The following is a 17,678-nucleotide window of genomic DNA, read 5'->3' on the forward strand; positions in this document are numbered from 1 at the left end:
CGTCGTCGCCGCGCGATCCGCGGCCGATCCCAAGTCCGAGACCGACATCAAGACCAGCTTCATCGCGGCCGCGCGCCGGGCGGCCCAGGCCGCCCAGGCGGAGCTGGCCGCCGAGGCGCCCGCCGAGCGCCGGGAAGCCCGCGGTGACCGGGTTGCCGCCCTCCAAGGGGCGGCGACCGGCCGCCTCGGACGGTTGCGCGCCGAGATCGATCGCCGGCGCCGCCCGCTGCTGCTCGGCCTAGCGGCCATCGTGCTGGCTCTCGGGGCGCTCCAGGCGATCACCATGCGCGGTGCGGACGAGCCGCGGCCGGCGGCTCCGACGAGCCAGGTCGCGCCACCCCGCGGCGATGCCGCGGAGGTCCAGAAGGACAGTGCGGACGTCTCCAAGGACGCTTCGAAGGACGCCGCCAAGGAGAGCGCGGAGTCGAAGCCGGCGCCGGCTGATCCGACGACGACCCAGGCTCTGCCCAACTCCGTTCCCTCGGACGCCCGGCCCAACGTTAAGGCGGCGGTGCCACAGGTCTCCGGGATGAACAGCCTGCAGGCCGAGTTCGGCAACCTGCCGCCGGCGCTGGCGAAGGTGAAGCTCGCCGCCCTCGACGGCGACGGCGCGTCGATCTGGGACCTCGCGACGCGGGAGGCCGATGGCCGCGGCATGCCGCGTGACCTGTCGATCGCCGCCAAGCTCTTCGAGAAGCTGGCCGCGGCCGGCTACGCGCCCGCCCAGTACAAGGTCGCGGGCCATTACGAGAAGGGCTCGGGCGTCGTCCGCGACCTCGACAAGGCGAAGCTCTGGTACGGCCGCGCCGCCGAGCAGGGCCACGCCCGCTCCATGCACAATCTGGCGGTGCTCTACGCCGAGAATCCGGCAGCCAACGGCAAGCCGGACTTCGCCTCCGCGGCCTCGTGGTTCCGCCAGGGCGCCGAGTTCGGCGTCCGCGACAGCCAGTACAATCTCGGCGTCCTCTACGCGCGCGGCCTCGGCCTGACGCAGGACCTGATCCAGTCCTACGCGTGGTTCTCCGCCGCCGCGAGCCAGGGCGACGACGATGCCGGAAAGAAGCGCGACGACGTGGCCAACAAGCTGAGCCCCGCGGACCTCGCCAGCGCCAAGAGCCTCGCGGCGAACTTCAAGCCGCGAAAGATCGACGCGGCGGTCAACGAGCCGCCCGCGCCGAAGATGCCGGCCAGCGCGCCGATGTCCCTCCTCGGTGCACCGATGCCCGGCGCTGTCCCGTTCACGGCGCCGCCGCGCCGGAGCTGACGCCGCTTCGGGCCCGCGGCCCGGCCGCGGGTCCGACCTTGACCGCCACGCCGCGATGCGGGAACGCTGCGGAAGGGCGGCGTCGGACCGGGGTCGGATCGCGCGGGTCGCCAACCCTTGCCGATGCCCGGAGGATGGATGGCGCACCGGAACTCTGTCCCGATCGGCGCCATCGTTCTCGGCGTGGCCGGACTCATCCCGTTCCTGGGCTTCGCGGCGCTGGCGGTGTCGGGCACGGACGGCGGCCTGAGCAGCATCGGTCTGTCGCCGCGCACCATCCTGTCGGCCTACGGCGCCGTGATCGCCTCGTTCCTCGGCGGGATCCGCTGGGGCGCCGCCGCGGCGCGCAATGCCGGCAACGGCGATTATCTCGTGGCCATCGTGCCGTCCCTGGTGGCCTGGGCCGCGATGGCCGCGCCCGCACCGTGGGACCTGCGCATCCTCGGCGGCCTCGTGCTCGCCTGGGGCCTCATCGATCAGGATCTGCCCCGCCGCGGGCTCACGCCCCTCTGGCTCGGCCGCCTGCGCCTGGTCCTCTCGGGCGTGGCCGGGGCCGCGCTCCTCGTGGCGGCCTGACCGCGGAGCGGCGGCCGTGCGGCGCGCGCCGTCAGGTCTCGCGGCTCATCTCGCGCAGCAGGTTCAGGACGGCGGTGCGCCGCGCCGGCGACTTGATCGCCTGGAACAGAGCGGCGACCTCCGCGCAGTCCCGCGCATCCTGATCCGCCGCGGTCTCGTCGGGCCGATCCGCCTGGAGGAAGTAGGTCGGACAGACATTCAGCGTGGCTGCGATCCGTTCCAGTAGCCAGCGCGTCGTCGGCGGGGTCACGTCGTCAGTCATACCGTTGAAACTCGCACTCCGCCCGCTGGACCGATTCAAACGGCAGAGCTTTCCGCGGCTACCCTAGCCTTTCGGTGGCGGCGATGCCATCCTCAGGTTGCGTTCGACTCATCATTTGTCGCAGTGCGTGCATCAAACTCGAGCTAGGGCATGCCGCATTCGAAGCACCTCGATAGGACCTTCAGCGTGTTGCGCGATCTGGAACGGGCCGCCTCGCCCGACGAGATCGCGCGGCTCCTGGTCGACGCTTTCACCCGCTACGGGGTCTCGTACATCATGGCCGGGATCGTCCCGGAACCCGGCCTGCCGAAGCGGCGGCATGCCGGGTTCGTGCTCGCGAGCACCATGCCGGAGGGCTGGGCCCGCCGGTACGTGATGCAGGGCTACGCGCTCCACGACCCCACGGTCCGGCGGCTGTGCACCACGGCGACGCCCTTCGACTGGAGCGCCGTGCTGCCGGATACCCCGACGGCCGGGCGCGTCATGAACGAGGCCGGCGATTTCGGCATACGCGCGGGCATCACGATCCCGTTCGTGACCCTCGACGGCGAGCCGGGCGGGATCAGCGTCTCGGGGGATCGGATCGAGATCGATCCGGCCGAGCGCGTCGCCCTCAACCTCGTCGCGACCTACGCGGTCGGTCAGCTGCTGCTGATGAACAGCCGGCCGGCCGCGCGCGCGCCGGTGCGCCTCTCGCCGCGGGAGCGCGAGACCCTGCAATGGGCGGCGGAGGGCAAGACCGACGTCGAGATCGGCATCGTCATGGGCATCACCGCCGCCGGCGTCGACTACCATCTGCGGTCGGCCCGGGCGAAGCTCGACACCGTCAACCGCGCCCACACCGTCGCGCAGGCGCTCCGAGCGGGTTTGATAACCTAGAGAACGCGCCGCGTGATCCGAACACGCCGCGCGCCGACACCGGCGAACGTGGTTCGGACCGCAGCAAGTCCTTGCCGCGACAGTCGGCTGCGCTCGCTGACCCTACGGTTTCTCGTAGTACACAGCCCCCGGTGAAACGACGAAAACTCACGGCAGACCAACGTGAGGTTTGCTCGTGATCCACATCGTCACCCCCGCCAACGCGGATCGCTACGCCGACGCGATGGAGCAGGCCTGGCGCCTGCGCCACGACATCTTCGTCGCCGAGAAGGGCTGGAGCGAGCTTGCCAGGCCGGACGGCCGCGAGATCGACCAGTTCGACACGCCGCACGCGATCCACTTCCTCGCCATGGAGGACCACACCGTCGTCGGCTACAGCCGGCTCCTGCCGACCACGCGCCCGCATCTCCTGTCGGACGTCCTGCCGCAGCTCTGCGAGGGCGAGCGGCCGGTCGGCCCCCAGATCTGGGAATGGACCCGCCAGGGCGTCGCCCGCTCGCACCGGGCCAAGGGCCGCGTCGTCAATCCGGTCTCGATCGCGCTGCTCACCGGGATCGTGGAGTGGGGCCTCGCCCACGGGGTCAACAGCCTGCTGCTGCAGATGCCGACCCTCTACATGATCCACGTCATCCAGCTGCATTTCCGCGCGCAGCCGCTCGGCCTGCCCGTCCAGATTGCCGGCGAGGAGATCATGGCGGCGACCGCCCGGTTCGACGCCCGCACTCTGGCCAAGCTCCGCGCCGTCCGCGGCGACAGTCGCTCGGTCCTCGTCTCCGAACCCGCTTACCTGGTGGCCTGAACATGATCTTCGATAGCAAGGATACTGCGCTGGACGCGCTCGCCGCGCAGTGCCTGCGGGTTCGCGAGCTCATCGACTCGGTCGGCGATCCGTTGATGCGGGCCGCCATCGACCTCCTGCTTCTCGAGGTCGCTCGGGCCCTCGCCCAGACGGGTCCGCAGGACCAGGCGAGCGGCGCCTGAGGCGCCGGCGGCACGCGGATATGAAAACGGCGGGCGTCCCGGAGGACACCCGCCGCGTTTCGCGTCGAGGCTGAAGACTCAGGCGCCCATGGCGGTCTTCAGGTTCTGGTCGACCTTGTCGAGGAAGCCGGTGGTCGAGAGCCACTTCTGGTCCGGCCCGACGAGGAGAGCGAGGTCCTTGGTCATGTGACCGGCCTCGACCGTGTCGACGCAGACCTTCTCGAGGGTGGCGGAGAACTTCGCCAGATCGTCGTTGCCGTCGAGCTTGGCGCGGTGCGACAGGCCCCGGGTCCAGGCGAAGATCGATGCGATCGAGTTGGTCGAGGTCTCGCGGCCCTTCTGGTGCTCGCGGTAGTGGCGGGTGACGGTGCCGTGCGCGGCCTCGGCCTCCACGGTCCGGCCGTCCGGCGTCATCAGCACGGAGGTCATCAGGCCGAGGGAGCCGAAGCCCTGCGCGGCCGTGTCGGACTGCACGTCGCCGTCGTAGTTCTTGCAGGCCCAGACGTAGCCGCCCGACCACTTCAGGCACGAGGCGACCATGTCGTCGATCAGGCGGTGCTCGTAGGTGATGCCGAGCGGCTTGAACTTGGCCTCGAACTCTTCCTCGTAGACCTTCTGGAACAGGTCCTTGAACCGGCCGTCATAGGCCTTGAGGATCGTGTTCTTGGTCGACAGGTAGACCGGGTACTTGCGCGCGAGGCCGTAATTCATCGAGGCCCGGGCGAAGTCGATGATCGACTGGTCGAGGTTGTACATCGACATGGCGACGCCGGCCTCGGGGAACTTGAACACCTCCTTCTCGATGACCGTGCCGTCATCGCCCTCGAACTTGATGGTCAGGCGGCCCTTGCCGGGCACCTTGAAGTCCGTGGCGCGGTACTGGTCGCCGTAGGCGTGGCGGCCGATCACGAAGGGCTGGGTCCAGCCGGGCACGAGGCGAGGCACGTTCTTGCAGATGATCGGCTCGCGGAAGATCACGCCGCCGAGGATGTTGCGGATCGTGCCGTTGGGCGAGCGCCACATCTCCTTGAGGCCGAATTCCTGCACCCGCTGCTCGTCGGGGGTGATGGTCGCGCACTTCACGCCGACGCCGTGGCGCTTGATCGCCTCGGCGGCGTCCACCGTGACCTTGTCGTTGGTGGCGTCGCGGTGCTCGACGCCGAGGTCGTAGTACTCGAGGTCAACGTCGAGATAGGGGTGGATGAGCTTGTTCTTGATCTCGGCCCAGATGATCCGGGTCATCTCGTCGCCGTCGAGCTCGACGACGGGGTTCGCTACCTTGATCTTCGCCATGGACCGATGCCTTCCCGCGTTGTCCCCGCGCACGGCATGCAAGGGCCGTGCGGTCGTTGTCCCGGGTGGCCTGACGGGCGCCCCGGGCCGGAATCGCCCCGCGACATAGCGCGGCCCTTCCGGCGACGGAAGGCGCGCGCTGTCATCCGGGCGGCATCGTCACTCGGCCCTCGACGGGTGCGGGCCCGCCGTGCCAGACGGCCGCCATGACGAGCCGAGACGCACAGGGCGACGCCCCCGAGGTTTCTCCCAGGAAGGTCACCGAGCTGCCGCCCGGGATCGCTCCCGCGGTGATCCTGGTGGAGCCGCAACTCGCCGAGAATATCGGTATGACCGCCCGCGCCATGGCGAATTTCGGCCTGTCGGAGCTGCGCCTCGTCAACCCGAAGAACGGCTGGCCCAAGAAGGGCGTGCGCGAGGCGGCCTCGGGCGCGACGCACGTCCTGGACGCGGCCACGATCTACGGCAGCGTCGCCGAGGCCATCGCCGACTGCCGGTACGTGCTGGCGACCACGGCGCGGGAGCGCGGGCAGATGAAGCGGGTCTTCGCGCCCGAGGAGGCCATGGGCGAGCTCGTGGCCCGGGAAGGCCAGCGCACCGCGGTGATGTTCGGCCGCGAGCGGGTCGGCCTCACCAACGACGAGGTGTCGCTCGCCGACGCGATCGTCACCTTCCCGGTCTCCCCGGACTTTCCCTCGCTCAACCTCGCCCAGGCGGTGCTGCTGGTCGGCTACGCGTGGCGGCAGGCGAGCGGCCGGGCGCGCCTGCCCTTCACGGGCGAACTCCTGTCGCCGCCGGCGACCCGCGAGGCGCTGATCGCGCTGTTCGGAAGCCTGGAGGCGGCGCTCGACGGGGCCGGCTTCTACCCACCGGAGAAGAAGGAGATCATCGCCCGCAACATGCGCGACATGCTCCACCGCATGAGCCTGACCGAGCAGGATGTGCGGACGTTTCGCGGGGCGCTGCGGGCCCTGGCGCGGAAGGGCGACTGATCAGCCGGAGGCCGGCTCCATCTCCGGGGGCTTGCCGCCGCCGAAGCAGCGGCCGACCGCCTCCCAGAACGCCGTCTGCTCCTCGGGGGTGCACTGCGCCATGCGCGCCTCGACCTTGGCGCGTCCGGCCACCGCGTCGGGCGTCGCGGCGACCTCGGTCTCGCTCGGGTTCCTCGCCTCGGCCATGGGCAATCCTCCGTTGCAGAACGAAAGCGCAGCTGGGCCGTGCGGTTCCGTTCCGCGGCGCAATCGGGCATGGAGTCGGCGATTGGCCGAGCGGCCGCGCGGTGGCGGGACGAGGGCGGGGTATCGGGTGCGGCTCAGCGTGGACAATCTGGCCTGCCGCCGCTCCGGCCGCCGCATCTTCGCCAACCTGTCCTTCGCCCTCGGACCCGGCGACGCCCTGGCGATCACCGGGCGGAACGGCGCGGGCAAGTCGAGCCTCCTCGCCATCCTGTCGGGCCGGCTGCGGGCCGATGCCGGGCGGGTCGACGTCTCCGACGTCGGCGAGGCGAGCCTGCCCGAGTGCCTCCACGCGGTCGGCCACCGCGACGGGCTGAAGAGCTCGCTCACGGCGGGCGAGAACCTCCTGTTCGCCCAGCGGCTCCTGGGCGCGCCGCGCCTGGACCCGCGCGCCGCGCTGGAGCGGCTCGGCCTCGGCCACGCGCACGACTTGCCGGTGGCCTATCTGTCGGCGGGCCAGCGACGGCGCGTGGCCCTGGCGCGGCTCCTCGTCTGCGCCCGCCCGCTCTGGCTCCTGGACGAGCCGACCGCCGCCCTCGACACAGCCTCGCAGGCGGTGCTCGCCGAGTTGATGGAGGGCCATCGGGCCGGCGGCGGTCTCGTGATCGCCGCCACCCACCAGTCCCTCGGCCTCGCCGGCGCGGCGGAGCTGCGCATCGAGACCGCGTCCGCGGCCGCGGCGCCGGTCGCGGACGTGCTGGAGGAGTGGGCGTGATTCGCGCGGTCCTCGCCCTCGTCGCCCGCGACCTGCGCCTCGCCGGCCGGGTCGGCGGTTCCGGCGCCCTATCGCTGGTCTTCTTCCTGATGATCGTCGCGCTGGTGCCCTTCGCCCTCGGGCCCGATCTCAACCTCTTGTCACGGATCGGCCCGGCGATCCTGTGGCTCGCCGCCGTGCTGGCGACGCTGATCGGCCTCGACCGCCTGTTCCAGGCCGACGAGGAGGACGGCTCCCTCGACCTGATGACCGCCGCGCCGGTGCCCCTCGAGCTGGTGGTGCTCGGCAAGGTCGCGGCGCACTGGCTGACCACGGGCCTGCCGCTCGCCCTGGCCGCGCCGCTCTTCGGCCTGCTGGTGGCCCTCGACGGCACCGCCATGGGCGCGACGTCCCTGACGCTGCTGGCCGGCACGCCGGCCCTGAGCTTCATCGGCGCGGTGGGCGCGGCGCTCACCGCCTCGATTCGCCGGGGCGGCCTGATCCTCGCCGTGCTGGTCCTGCCGCTGATGATCCCGACGCTGATCTTCGGCGTCTCGGCCGCGCAGGCGGCGAGCGGCGGCACGGTGCCGTTCCTCGTGCCGCTGGCGGTGCTGGCGGCGCTGACGCTGATCGCCGCCGTGGTCGGGACGCTGGCGGCGGCGGCGGCCCTCCGCTGGCCCGAATAGCCGGAGCGCTCCTGGGAGAGCCGGCCGGCGCCCGTCATCGTCGCGGCGACGCGGCCTCCCGCGATCCGACGTCTTCGGTGAAGCCTGCCGGATGCGTGCCGGCGCCCGGAGCTAAGGCCGAGGCCCGCGATCCGGTTTCGCCTCCGAACGCGTTGACGCGCGGCGCCCCCCTGACTATAGAAGCCGCTTCGCCGAGGGGCCGCGCTTTCGCGCGCGCTGCGTCTCGGCCATCGCCAGACAACCTGACGCGACGACCGATTTCCGGCACAGCCGGCCCGTCGGCATCGCCCGACGAGAAACACGAGGACGTACATGGCCAACACCGCTTCGGCCAAGAAGATGACCCGCAAGATCGCCAAGCGCACGGCGATCAACCGCTCGCGCCGCTCGCGCATGCGGACCTTCGTCCGCAAGGTCGAGGAGGCCATCGCCACCGGTAACCAGCAGGACGCGCTGGCCGCCCTCCGCGCCGCCGAGCCCGAGATGATGCGCGCCGCTCAGCACGGCATCGTTCACAAGAACAACGCCTCGCGGAAGGTCTCGCGCCTCGCCGCCCGCGTGAAGGCGCTCGCCGCCTAAGACGCCACGCACCACCGAGACGGTCTCGAGCCCGGCCTTCGCGCCGGGCTTTTTCGTGCGCGCTGTCCGGGCCGGGCCGCGCGCTGCCGACGGCACCCTGAGTCGAAAGCGTTAACCCTATCCAAGAATCAGCACGATTGCGGAGTCTGGAAACGGCGTGTAGCTTAACAGAAACTGACACCGAATAAGCAAAACACGACGATTTCGGGACTCGAGCGAATCGATCTGATTCGCCAAGACTCTAGCCGCCGTGTTCAGCTCCCTCGGGAACACTTACGAATGGGAATCCGCGCCGTCCCCACAAGTCCCACTGTTAAAGGAACCGTAGGTAATTGTTGATAGGCTCTCCCAATCGGCAAAAGTTCCTCGCGGTGGGGTTGACTCCGTCCAGAGGACTCTGTCCCGCCCGTTTTTGCGGGACGCTGAGGGCGTAATTCGTGCGTACGCGCTGCCTGCGGGATTCCGTGGGCAGCGTCGGGAGAGCCAGTGATGCGTGTCGACGGAACGGTGGCGAGCGACGACGACGGGGGCCGCAACGGCGGCGGCAACACGGATTACGGGTCTGCCTGGGCCCGGGTGAAGCGCCGGCTGCGGGCCGAACTCGGCGAGGACGTGTTCGCCAGCTGGTTCGCCCGGCTGGAGCTGGAGGCCGTGGCCGGCGGAACGGCCCGCCTGACGGTCCCGACCCGCTTCCTGAAGAGCTGGATCGAGTCGCACTACCTCGACCGCGTGCTCAACACCTTCAAGGCCGAGGTCGAGGAGATCGCGCGGATCGAGGTCGGTGTGCGCGGGACCGGGGCGCCGGTCCGTCCGGTCGCCGCCGGAGTCGCCAAGGCCGGCCCTGCCAGCGGCCCGCTCGCCCGCCTCCACGCGACCAGCGCGCCGATGCCGGTCGCCGCGGTCGCGCCGACGCCCGAGGCGCGTGGCGCCGAGGCCGGCGGTGATCTGAGCGGCACGCCGCTCGACGCGCGGCTGACCTTCGCGAGCTTCGTGATCGGGCGCTCGAACGCCCTGGCGCACGCCGCCGCCGAGCGGGTCGCCAACCACCAGGGGGAGGGCGCACTCTACAACCCGCTCTACCTCCACGCGGGCGTCGGGCTGGGCAAGACCCACCTGCTGCACGGGATCGGCCACGCCGCCCGCGAGGCTGGCCGCCGGGTGATCTACCTGACCGCCGACCGCTTCATGTACGGCTTCGTCAACGCCCTGAAGACCCAGTCGGCGCTCGCCTACAAGGAGCGGCTGCGGGGCATCGACCTGCTGATCCTCGACGACGTCCAGTTCATCCAGGGCAAGTCGATCCAGGCCGAGTTCGGCCACACGATCAACGCACTCATCGATGCCGGCCGTCAGGTCGTGGTCGCCTCCGACCGGCCGCCGACAGAGCTCGAGGCCCTGGACGAGCGCGTCCGCTCGCGCCTCGGCGGCGGCCTCGTCGTCGAGATCACGGCCCTCGACGAGGCCCTGCGCGTCTCGATCCTGTCGGCGCGGCTCGCCGCGGTGCGGGCCGCGCATCCCGGCTTCGACGTCTCGCCGCAGGTGGCGGCCTACGTGGCCCGGGCGATCACCGCCAACGGCCGCGACCTCGAGGGCGCGGTCAACCGCCTGCTGGCCCACGCCACCCTCACCGGCACCGCCGTGACGATGGAGACGGCCGAGAGCGCGATCCGCGACCTCGTGAAGAACCGCGAGCCGAAGCGGATCAAGATCGAGGACATCCAGAAGCTGGTCGCCTCGCGCTACAACGTCTCGCGGTCCGACATCCTGTCGGAACGGCGCACCGCTGCGGTGGTCAAGCCGCGCCAGATCGCCATGTACCTGTCGAAGGTCCTGACGCTGCGCTCGCTGCCGGAGATCGGCCGCCGCTTCGGAGGCCGCGACCACACCACGGTGCTGCACGCCGTGCGCAAGATCGAGAAGCAGATCGGCGAAGATTCGGTGCTCGGCGACGAGGTCGAGCTGCTGAAGCGGATGCTTCAGGACTAGTCGAACGCGCGAGATTTGCCGCATCGCGCCCGGGATGAGTTTGCTCTTTCAGCAGCAGGTTCGATCCGGGCAGGTGCGGGGACGGCCGGGCACCCGGCTGATCTGGCCGAGCCCGGACGAGCACGACCAAACGACCCCCGCTGTCACGCGCCCTTCGCCCGCTCCCCGCTTTCGGGGCTGGCCGAGGGCGCGCGCGCCGTGGCAGACTGGCGCGAACCGAGACGGCCCTGTAAGGCCGCGTCGCCGACCGGCGAAGATCGACGCCCCGGGGGAGTGCTGATGACGGACGCCTTCATCTACGACCACGTTCGCACGCCGCGCGGGCGCGGCAAGGCGGACGGCTCCCTCCACGAGGTCACGGCCCTGCGGCTCGCCGAGACGGCGCTCCGCGCCCTCAAGGACCGCAACGGACTCGATACCGGCCTCGTCGACGACGTGGTCCTGGGCTGCGTCGATCCGGTGGGCGAGGCGGGGGGCGACATCGCCCGCGCCGCCGCCCTCGTGGCGGATTACGGCGCGCACGTCCCGGGCGTGCAGATCAACCGCTTCTGTGCCTCCGGCCTCGACGCGGTGAACTTCGCGGCCGCGCAGGTCATGAGCGGCCAGCACGAGATGGCGGTGGGCGGCGGCGTCGAATCGATGAGCCGCATCGGCATCGGCGCCTCGGGCGGCGCCTGGCCGGTCGACCCGGCGATCGCCATCAAGTCCTACTTCATGCCGCAGGGCGTCTCGGCCGACCTGATCGCCACCAAGTACGGCTTCTCGCGGGACGATTGCGACGCCTACGCGGTCCGCTCCCAGGAGCGCGCCGCGAAATCCTGGGGTGAGGGGCTGTTCGACCGCTCGGTGGTCCCGGTCCGCGACGTGAACGGCATCACGCTGCTCGACCGCGACGAGCACATGCGCCCCGGCACCGACATGCAGTCGCTCGCCGCGCTGAAGGCCTCGTTCGTGCAGATGGGCCAGATGGGCGGCTTCGACGCCGTCGCGACGGACGCACATCCGGACGTGGAGAGCGTCGAGCACGTCCACCACGCCGGCAACTCCTCCGGGATCGTCGACGGGGCCGCCGCCGTACTGATCGGCTCCCGGGCCGCCGGCGAGGCCGCGGGCCTGCGCCCGCGCGGCCGGATCCGCGCCTTCGCCAATATCGGGTCTGACCCGGCCCTGATGCTGACCGGACCGGTGGACGTCACCCGCAAGGTCCTGGCGAAGTCGGGCCTGAGCCTGTCGGACATCGATCTGTTCGAGGTCAACGAGGCCTTCGCGGCCGTGGTCCTGCGCTTCTGCCAGGCCTTCGACCTCGATCCGGAGGCGGTCAACGTGAACGGCGGCGCCATCGCCCTCGGCCACCCGCTCGGCGCCACCGGCGCGATGATCCTCGGAACCGCGCTCGACGAGCTGGAGCGGACCGGCAAGGAGCGCGCGCTGGTCACGCTGTGCATCGGCGCCGGTATGGGCACCGCGACCATCATCGAGCGGGTGTGAACCCCCGCGCGCCCGGGAGCGGCGCCGCGCCGCTCCCCAAAGTCCGGGAACGCTGCTAGAGGCGCGGGCGACGCTCGGCCCTTTCGCGGTCCGGACGATAAAACAACGGGAGACAAGCCCTTGAACCGCCTGATTGCGACGCTCTGTCTGGGCGTCACCCTGAGCCTGCCGATGGCCGCCCGCGCCGATGACGCGGCGGACCGCGTCGCCGCGGCCACCAACCTCGTCAACAAGACCCTGATCAAGAACCTCCAGACCGGGTTCAACGTCGCCCTGGAGAAGACCGTGGCGCCGATGCCGGAGGCCCGCGCCGAGGCCGTGCGCAAGGAGCTGCTGGACGAGTTCGAGAAGCAGCGGACCCTCATGGTCCAGGGGCTCTCGAAGGACTACGCCGAGAAGTTCAGCCTCGCCGAGCTCAAGCATCTCGACGAGATCTACTCGGACCCGACCTATCTCAAGTTCCAGACGATGAACGCGGATCCGAACTCGTCGGTGACGGCGATCTCGCAGAACTCCGTCACCAAGCTGCTCAACATGCTGGCGGTGGCCGCGGCGACCGACAACGGACCGAAGCCCGGCACCCCGCCGGTGCCGCCGGCCGCGGCTCCGACCCCGGCGCCGAAGTAGGCGATGAGCGCCGCGCGCGTCGGTCCGGTGTCAGGCTGCGCGCGCGGCCACCATGGGGGCGAAGCCCGCGACCGGGGGCAGCCCCTCCAGGAGGGGCTTGGCGAAGTGGTAGCCCTGCACGAGCGTGATCCCGATACTCCGCAGGGCGTCGAGTTCCGCCGCGGTCTCTACGCCCTCGGCCAGCACCGTCACGCCGAGGGCGCGGGCGATGGCGACCACGCCCGAGACGATGGCGTAGCGCCCGGCGTCGCTGTCGAGGCCGCGCAGCACGTCCATGTCGATCTTGATCAGGTCGGGGCGGAAATTCGCGAGCAGGCTCAGGCCCGCGAAGCCGGCGCCGAAATCGTCGAGCGCCGTCAGGAAGCCCTGCTTCCGGTAGGCCGCCACGATGCCCTTGACGTGCTCGATGTCCCGGAAGCGCTCCTGCTCGGTGAACTCGAACATGATCCGCCGGTGGGCGAAGTCGATGCGCCGCGCCGCCTCGAGCGAGGCGCGGATGCAGGCATTCGGCTCGTAGACCGCGTTGGGCATGAAGTTGATCGACAGCCGCGTGGCGCTGTCGCGGGGAAACAGCGTGCCGGCGAGCTCGATCGCCTTGACGCGGGCGGCCTGGTCGAACTGGTACCGGGTCTCGTCGGTCACCCGGTCGAGGATCGTGTAGGCCGGCTCACCCTTCGGGCCGCGCACCAGCGCCTCGTAGGCCCAGACGCTGCCGTCCGCGAGGTCGAGGATCGGCTGGAACGCCATCGTGAAGTCGAAGTCGAGCTTGGTGCCGGCGCGACAGGCGCGGCAGCCGGAATCCTTCGTCATGTGCGGCTTTCGGTGAGTGACCCCGGCCGGCAGACAATGGCCGGACGCGCTCAACACAACCTTAACGCAAGTGCGCCGGCGGATCGTCGGTGGAACCCTGGGAGGACGGCACCGTGACGCTGACCGATTTCCGCTTCGAGACCGATTCCGACGGCATCGCTCTGACGACCTGGGACATGCCCGGCCGCTCGATGAACGTGATCACCGAAGGCGTGATGGACCAGCTCGAGCAGATCATCGAGCAGGTCGCGTCCGACCCGGCGATCAAGGGCTGCGTCATCGCCACCGGCAAGGACAATTTCTCCGGCGGCGCCGATCTCACCATGCTCCAGGGCCTGGGCCGGGCCTACGAGCAGCTGAAGGCCGAGCAGGGCGAAGAAGTGGCGATGCGCCACTTCTTCGAGGCCTCCCGACGCCTGTCGCTGCTGTTCCGGCGGCTGGAGACCTGCGGCAAGCCCTTCGCGGCGGCGATCCAGGGCCTGTGCCTGGGCGGCGCCTTCGAGCTGGCGCTGTCGTGCCACCACCGGGTCGCCTCCGACGACGGGAAGACCCGGGTCGGCCTGCCGGAGATCAAGGTCGGCCTGTTCCCGGGCGGCGGCGGCACGCAGCGCGTCGCGCGCCTCATGCAGACCGGCGACGCCCTGCAGATGCTGTTCAAGGGCGAGCAGATCCGCGCGCCCATGGCCAAGGGCATGGGGCTGATCCACGCGGTGGCGCCGCAGGCCGAGATCGTGGAGCGCGCCAAGGCCTGGATCCGCGAGGGCGGCTCGGCCGTGGCACCCTGGGACGTGCCGAAGTTCAAGGCGCCGTCCGGCAAGGTCTACTCGCCCGCCGGCATGATGATCTGGCCGCCGGCCAACGCCATCTACCGCCGCGAGACGCACGACAATTACCCGGCCGCCAAGGCGATCCTGGCCTCCGTCTACGAGGGCCTGCAGCTCCCGATGGACCTCGCCCTGCGGGTGGAGAGCCGCTACTTCGCGCATATCCTGCGCTCGACCGAGGCGGCGGCGATGATCCGCACGCTGTTCATCTCCATGGGCGAGCTGAACAAGGGCGCGCGCCGCCCGAAGGACGTGCCGGCCACGAACCTGCGCAAGGTCGGCGTGATCGGCGCCGGCTTCATGGGCGCGGGCGTCGCCTACGTCACCGCCCAGGCCGGGATCGAGGTGGTTCTGGTCGACCAGACGGTCGAGGCGGCCGAGAAGGGCAAGGCCTACGCCCACACGCTCATCACCGGCCAGATCAACAAGGGCCGCGCCAAGACCGCCGACCGGGAGGCGCTGCTCGGCCGGATCCAGGCCACGGCGGATTACGGCGCGCTCGCGGAATGCGATCTGGTGATCGAGGCCGTCTTCGAGGATCCGCGGGTGAAGGCCGAGGTGATCCAGAAGGTCGAGGCGGTGATCCGCCCCGACGCGATCTTCGCGTCCAACACCTCGACGCTGCCGATCACCGGCCTAGCCAAGGCGTCGCAGCGGCCCGCGCAGTTCGTCGGCATCCACTTCTTCTCGCCCGTGGAGAAGATGATGCTCGTCGAGATCATCAAGGGCGAGGCGACCGGGGACGCGGCGCTCGCCACCGCCCTCGACTACGTGCGGCTGATCAAGAAGACCCCGATCGTCGTCAACGACGCCCGCGGCTTCTTCGCCAACCGCTGCGTCGGCGCCTACATCCTCGAAGGCCACAAGATGCTCTTCGAAGGCGTGCCGCCGGCGATGATCGAGAGCGCCGGCCGCCAGGCGGGCATGCCGGTCGGGCCGCTGTCGCTCAACGACGAGGTCGCCCTCGACCTGGTGCTCAAGATCGCCAAGGCCACCGAGGCGCAGGTCGGGCAGGGCGCCGTCGACCCGGCGCAGAAGGCGATCCTCGCCGAGATGGTCGAGAACCAGGGCCGCCTCGGCCGCAAGAACCGCAAGGGCTTCTACGACTATCCCGAGGGCGCGCCGAAGCGTCTGTGGGCCGGCCTGAAGGACCTGCAGCCGAACCGCCTCGACCCCGACGCCGTCGACTTCACCGAGCTGAAGCAGCGGCTCCTGGTGGTGCAGGCGCTGGAGGCCGCCCGCACGGTCGGCGAGGGCGTGGTCACCGATCCCCGCGAGGCCGATGTCGGCTCGATCCTCGGCTTCGGCTTCGCGCCGTTCACCGGCGGGACCCTGTCGTACATCGACTTCATGGGCGCGGCGGCCTTCGTCGACCTCGCGCGGGCGCTCGAGGCCAAGCACGGGCCCCGGTTCCACGTGCCCGACAACCTGGCCGCGATGGCCGAGCGCGGGGGTACCTTCTACGCCGGCGCCGAGAAGCGCGCCGCCTGAGCGAAGTCGGCCGGACGCCCGCCCGCGGCGTCCGGCAGCTGGGCGAGCTCCTCCAGCAGGACCGTCCGCGCGCAGGCGCCGAAGGCCCGCATCAGCCGCCCCCGGGCGTGGTCCGGGGGGAACAGCAGCGCGAAATGCACCGGGAGGGCGGGGGCGAAGGGCCGGATCGCGATCGGCGAGACCTTCGCCTCCTCGTGGGCGGCGAGCGGGTTCATCACGCTGACCCCGAGCCCGGCCGAGACGAGGGTGCAGATCGAGGCGCCGAGGCCGGCCTCGGCGGTGATGGTCAGGCCGATGCCGGCGGCCTCGAAGACGGCCTCGGTCCGGTCGCGCAGGGCGCTCCCGAGCGACGCGGCGACGAAGGGCACGCCCTGGAAATCCGCGGGCGCGAGCGATTCCCGCGCGGCGAGGGCGTGGTCTCGCGGCAGGACGGCGACGCAGGCGCGCGTCTCGACGTGCTCGGCGCGCGCCTCCGGGGCGTCGCCGTACAGCATCGTCAGCGCGGCGTCGCAGGAGCCGGTGGCGAGCCAGTGGTTCACGGTCTCGTCGTCGCCGGAATGGATCGCCACGATCACGTCCGGATGCGCGGCCCGGAAGCGGACGACCGCGCGCGCGAGGAGCCCGCCCGCCAGTCGCGGCATCGCCGCCACCCGCAGCCGCTCCGCACCGAAGGCGCGGATGCGCGCGGCCGCCGATTCCAGGTTCGTGAGGCCGACGAAGGCGCGCTCGACCTCCGCGTGGAACCGCGTCCCGTCGAGGGAGGGCACGACCCGGCTCCCGCTCCGGTCGAACAGGGGCAGGCCGGTGATCGCCTCCAGCTGCGCGATCAGCCGGCTGACCTGCGGCTGCGAGGTGTGGAGCCGGCGGCTCGCCTCGGTCATCGACCCGGTGGCCACCACGGCCCGGAAGGCCTCGATGTGCCGGAAGGTCATGCGCCGCTCGGCCATATCAGATCCGTATGCTCGGCAGGTGAATCGGCATTGGACGCCCGCGCGCGGCCGCTCCTAGGATCAGTCGGCAAAGCTTCGGACCGACTCCCCGTCGGGGCGGCCGGGCGCTTCGCCGGTTCAGACATAGCGAGGGGGTTCGGATCGTGTCGAGGACGCTGCCGCTTCTGTTGGCCACTCTGTGCTGGGCCGGCCTCGCCGCGCCGTCGGTCGCCGAGGGGCGCCTCGACAAGATCCGCGCGACCGGACAGATCAGCCTCGGCTTCCCGGACGCCTCGCCGCCCTTCGGCTTCCTCGACCAGAACGCCAAGCCAGTCGGCTATTCGCTGGAGATATGCGAGCACGTCGCGCAGAAGCTCAAGGCCGCGCTCGGCCTGCCCAGGCTCGAGGTGCGCCACGTGCCGGTGATGTCGGCGACCCGGATCCCGCTGATCAACAACGGCACGATCGACCTGGAATGCGGCACCGCCAGCAACCTGCCCGAGCGGCACAAGCTGGTCTCCTTCGCGCCGACCACCTTCGTGGCGCAGGTGGTGCTGGTGGCCAAGAAGGACACGCCGGTGGATGTCGACGACATCGCCTCGTTCCGCGGCAAGGCCATCTCGGCGCAGGCCGGCGGCGAGACCCAGCGCGTCGCCACCCGGATCAACGTCCGCGACAAGCTCGACATCCAGGTGATGCCGGCCAAGGACACCGCCGAGGTGTTCCTGCTCGTGGAGACCGGCCGCGCGGCGGGCGCCATCAACGACGACGCCCTGGCCCACGCCACGGTGGCGGGGGCCAAGCGGCCGGCGGACTACAAGATCGGCACCAAGGGCCTCGAATTCGCCCCCTACGGGATCCTGGAGCCGAAGGACGACGCGGCCTTCAAGGCGGCTGTCGACAAGGCGGTGGTCGAGCTGATCCAGGACGGGACCGTGGCGCGGCTCTACGGCAAGTATTTCGAGCAGCCGATCCCGCCGAAGGGCATCAACTTGGAGTTGCCGATGAGCGACGTGCTCAAGCGGGCCCTCGCCAACCCGACCGATTCCGGCGACGAGGCGGCTTACCGGTAGG

The 17,678-nt window shown here is 70.8% G+C and carries 19 protein-coding genes; 14 read left to right on the forward strand and 5 right to left on the reverse strand.

The genetic code is table 11. The annotated features are described in order from the left end of the window. On the forward strand, positions 1-1,264 hold a 1,264-nt coding region (locus ACLBYE_RS03280; protein ID WP_447693025.1), incomplete at its 5' end, for a tetratricopeptide repeat protein. A 138-nt stretch (positions 1,265-1,402) separates the two neighbouring features. Continuing rightward, positions 1,403-1,840, forward strand: a complete 438-nt coding sequence (locus tag ACLBYE_RS03285) for a DUF3429 domain-containing protein (protein WP_447693026.1) — start codon at positions 1,403-1,405, stop codon at positions 1,838-1,840. Between the two features lie 31 nt (positions 1,841-1,871). Here ACLBYE_RS03285 and ACLBYE_RS03290 read toward each other — a convergent pair whose 3' ends face one another. Next, on the reverse strand, positions 1,872-2,102 hold the full coding sequence (locus tag ACLBYE_RS03290) for a hypothetical protein (RefSeq protein ID WP_447693027.1): 231 nt from the start codon (positions 2,100-2,102) through the stop codon (positions 1,872-1,874). Between the two features lie 186 nt (positions 2,103-2,288). Between ACLBYE_RS03290 and ACLBYE_RS03295 the strand changes: the two genes are divergently transcribed. From ACLBYE_RS03295 to ACLBYE_RS03305, 3 genes are all read left to right on the forward strand, one after another. Beyond that, positions 2,289-2,981 carry a helix-turn-helix transcriptional regulator gene (locus ACLBYE_RS03295; RefSeq protein ID WP_447693028.1) on the forward strand — a complete coding sequence of 231 codons (693 nt, stop codon included), beginning with the start codon at positions 2,289-2,291 and terminating at the stop codon, positions 2,979-2,981. A gap of 175 nt (positions 2,982-3,156) precedes the next feature. Continuing rightward, positions 3,157-3,780, forward strand: a complete 624-nt coding sequence (locus ACLBYE_RS03300; protein WP_447693029.1) for an acyl-homoserine-lactone synthase — start codon at positions 3,157-3,159, stop codon at positions 3,778-3,780. 2 nt (positions 3,781-3,782) lie between these two features. After that, positions 3,783-3,962 (forward strand): hypothetical protein, encoded by a 180-nt coding sequence (locus ACLBYE_RS03305; protein ID WP_020091376.1) that lies wholly within the window; start codon positions 3,783-3,785, stop codon positions 3,960-3,962. Between the two features lie 78 nt (positions 3,963-4,040). On the opposite strand, the gene ACLBYE_RS03310 is transcribed toward ACLBYE_RS03305, so the two are convergent. Continuing rightward, positions 4,041-5,255, reverse strand: coding sequence for an NADP-dependent isocitrate dehydrogenase (locus ACLBYE_RS03310; protein ID WP_447693030.1), 1,215 nt, complete (start codon positions 5,253-5,255; stop codon positions 4,041-4,043). Between the two features lie 206 nt (positions 5,256-5,461). Between ACLBYE_RS03310 and ACLBYE_RS03315 the strand changes: the two genes are divergently transcribed. Next, a complete protein-coding gene (locus tag ACLBYE_RS03315) occupies positions 5,462-6,247 on the forward strand; it encodes an RNA methyltransferase (protein ID WP_447693031.1) in 786 nt (261 codons plus the stop codon). Here ACLBYE_RS03315 and ACLBYE_RS03320 read toward each other — a convergent pair whose 3' ends face one another. Next, a complete protein-coding gene (locus tag ACLBYE_RS03320; protein WP_447693032.1) occupies positions 6,248-6,433 on the reverse strand; it encodes a hypothetical protein in 186 nt (61 codons plus the stop codon). A 127-nt stretch (positions 6,434-6,560) separates the two neighbouring features. Here ACLBYE_RS03320 and ccmA point away from each other — a divergent pair, with 127 nt between their 5' ends. The 6 genes from ccmA to ACLBYE_RS03350 all read left to right on the forward strand — a co-directional run bounded on the left by ccmA (position 6,561) and on the right by ACLBYE_RS03350 (position 12,550). After that, the gene (gene ccmA / locus ACLBYE_RS03325; RefSeq protein WP_447693033.1) at positions 6,561-7,205 is read left to right on the forward strand and encodes a heme ABC exporter ATP-binding protein CcmA; all 645 of its coding nucleotides are present in this window, start codon (positions 6,561-6,563) and stop codon (positions 7,203-7,205) included. Further along, positions 7,202-7,870 carry a heme exporter protein CcmB gene (gene ccmB, locus ACLBYE_RS03330; RefSeq protein WP_056522298.1) on the forward strand — a complete coding sequence of 223 codons (669 nt, stop codon included), beginning with the start codon at positions 7,202-7,204 and terminating at the stop codon, positions 7,868-7,870. Before ccmA ends, ccmB begins: the two co-directional genes overlap by 4 nt. A gap of 312 nt (positions 7,871-8,182) precedes the next feature. Next, positions 8,183-8,449: a 30S ribosomal protein S20 gene (gene rpsT, locus ACLBYE_RS03335; RefSeq protein ID WP_007561677.1), complete on the forward strand. Its 267-nt coding sequence runs from the start codon at positions 8,183-8,185 to the stop codon at positions 8,447-8,449. A gap of 489 nt (positions 8,450-8,938) precedes the next feature. Next, on the forward strand, positions 8,939-10,435 hold the full coding sequence (gene dnaA / locus ACLBYE_RS03340) for a chromosomal replication initiator protein DnaA (RefSeq protein WP_447693034.1): 1,497 nt from the start codon (positions 8,939-8,941) through the stop codon (positions 10,433-10,435). A gap of 279 nt (positions 10,436-10,714) precedes the next feature. Beyond that, entirely contained in the window at positions 10,715-11,923 is a 1,209-nt protein-coding gene (locus ACLBYE_RS03345; protein ID WP_447693035.1) for an acetyl-CoA C-acetyltransferase, read from the forward strand. Between the two features lie 120 nt (positions 11,924-12,043). After that, a complete protein-coding gene (locus ACLBYE_RS03350; protein ID WP_447693036.1) occupies positions 12,044-12,550 on the forward strand; it encodes a hypothetical protein in 507 nt (168 codons plus the stop codon). Positions 12,551-12,580: 30 nt separating this feature from the next. On the opposite strand, the gene ACLBYE_RS03355 is transcribed toward ACLBYE_RS03350, so the two are convergent. Further along, positions 12,581-13,360, reverse strand: coding sequence for an EAL domain-containing protein (locus ACLBYE_RS03355; RefSeq protein ID WP_447693037.1), 780 nt, complete (start codon positions 13,358-13,360; stop codon positions 12,581-12,583). 113 nt (positions 13,361-13,473) lie between these two features. Here ACLBYE_RS03355 and ACLBYE_RS03360 point away from each other — a divergent pair, with 113 nt between their 5' ends. Next, the gene (locus tag ACLBYE_RS03360) at positions 13,474-15,675 is read left to right on the forward strand and encodes a 3-hydroxyacyl-CoA dehydrogenase NAD-binding domain-containing protein (protein WP_447693081.1); all 2,202 of its coding nucleotides are present in this window, start codon (positions 13,474-13,476) and stop codon (positions 15,673-15,675) included. On the opposite strand, the gene ACLBYE_RS03365 is transcribed toward ACLBYE_RS03360, so the two are convergent. Further along, a complete protein-coding gene (locus ACLBYE_RS03365) occupies positions 15,645-16,607 on the reverse strand; it encodes a LysR substrate-binding domain-containing protein (protein ID WP_447693038.1) in 963 nt (320 codons plus the stop codon). The genes ACLBYE_RS03360 and ACLBYE_RS03365 overlap by 31 nt on opposite strands. Before the next feature lie 185 nt (positions 16,608-16,792). On the opposite strand from ACLBYE_RS03365, the gene ACLBYE_RS03370 reads away from it, so the two are divergent. After that, entirely contained in the window at positions 16,793-17,677 is an 885-nt protein-coding gene (locus tag ACLBYE_RS03370) for an amino acid ABC transporter substrate-binding protein (RefSeq protein WP_020091388.1), read from the forward strand. The last annotated feature ends 1 nt before the right edge of the window (position 17,678 follow it).

The sequence above is a fragment of the Methylobacterium sp. A52T genome (genome assembly GCF_053346095.1).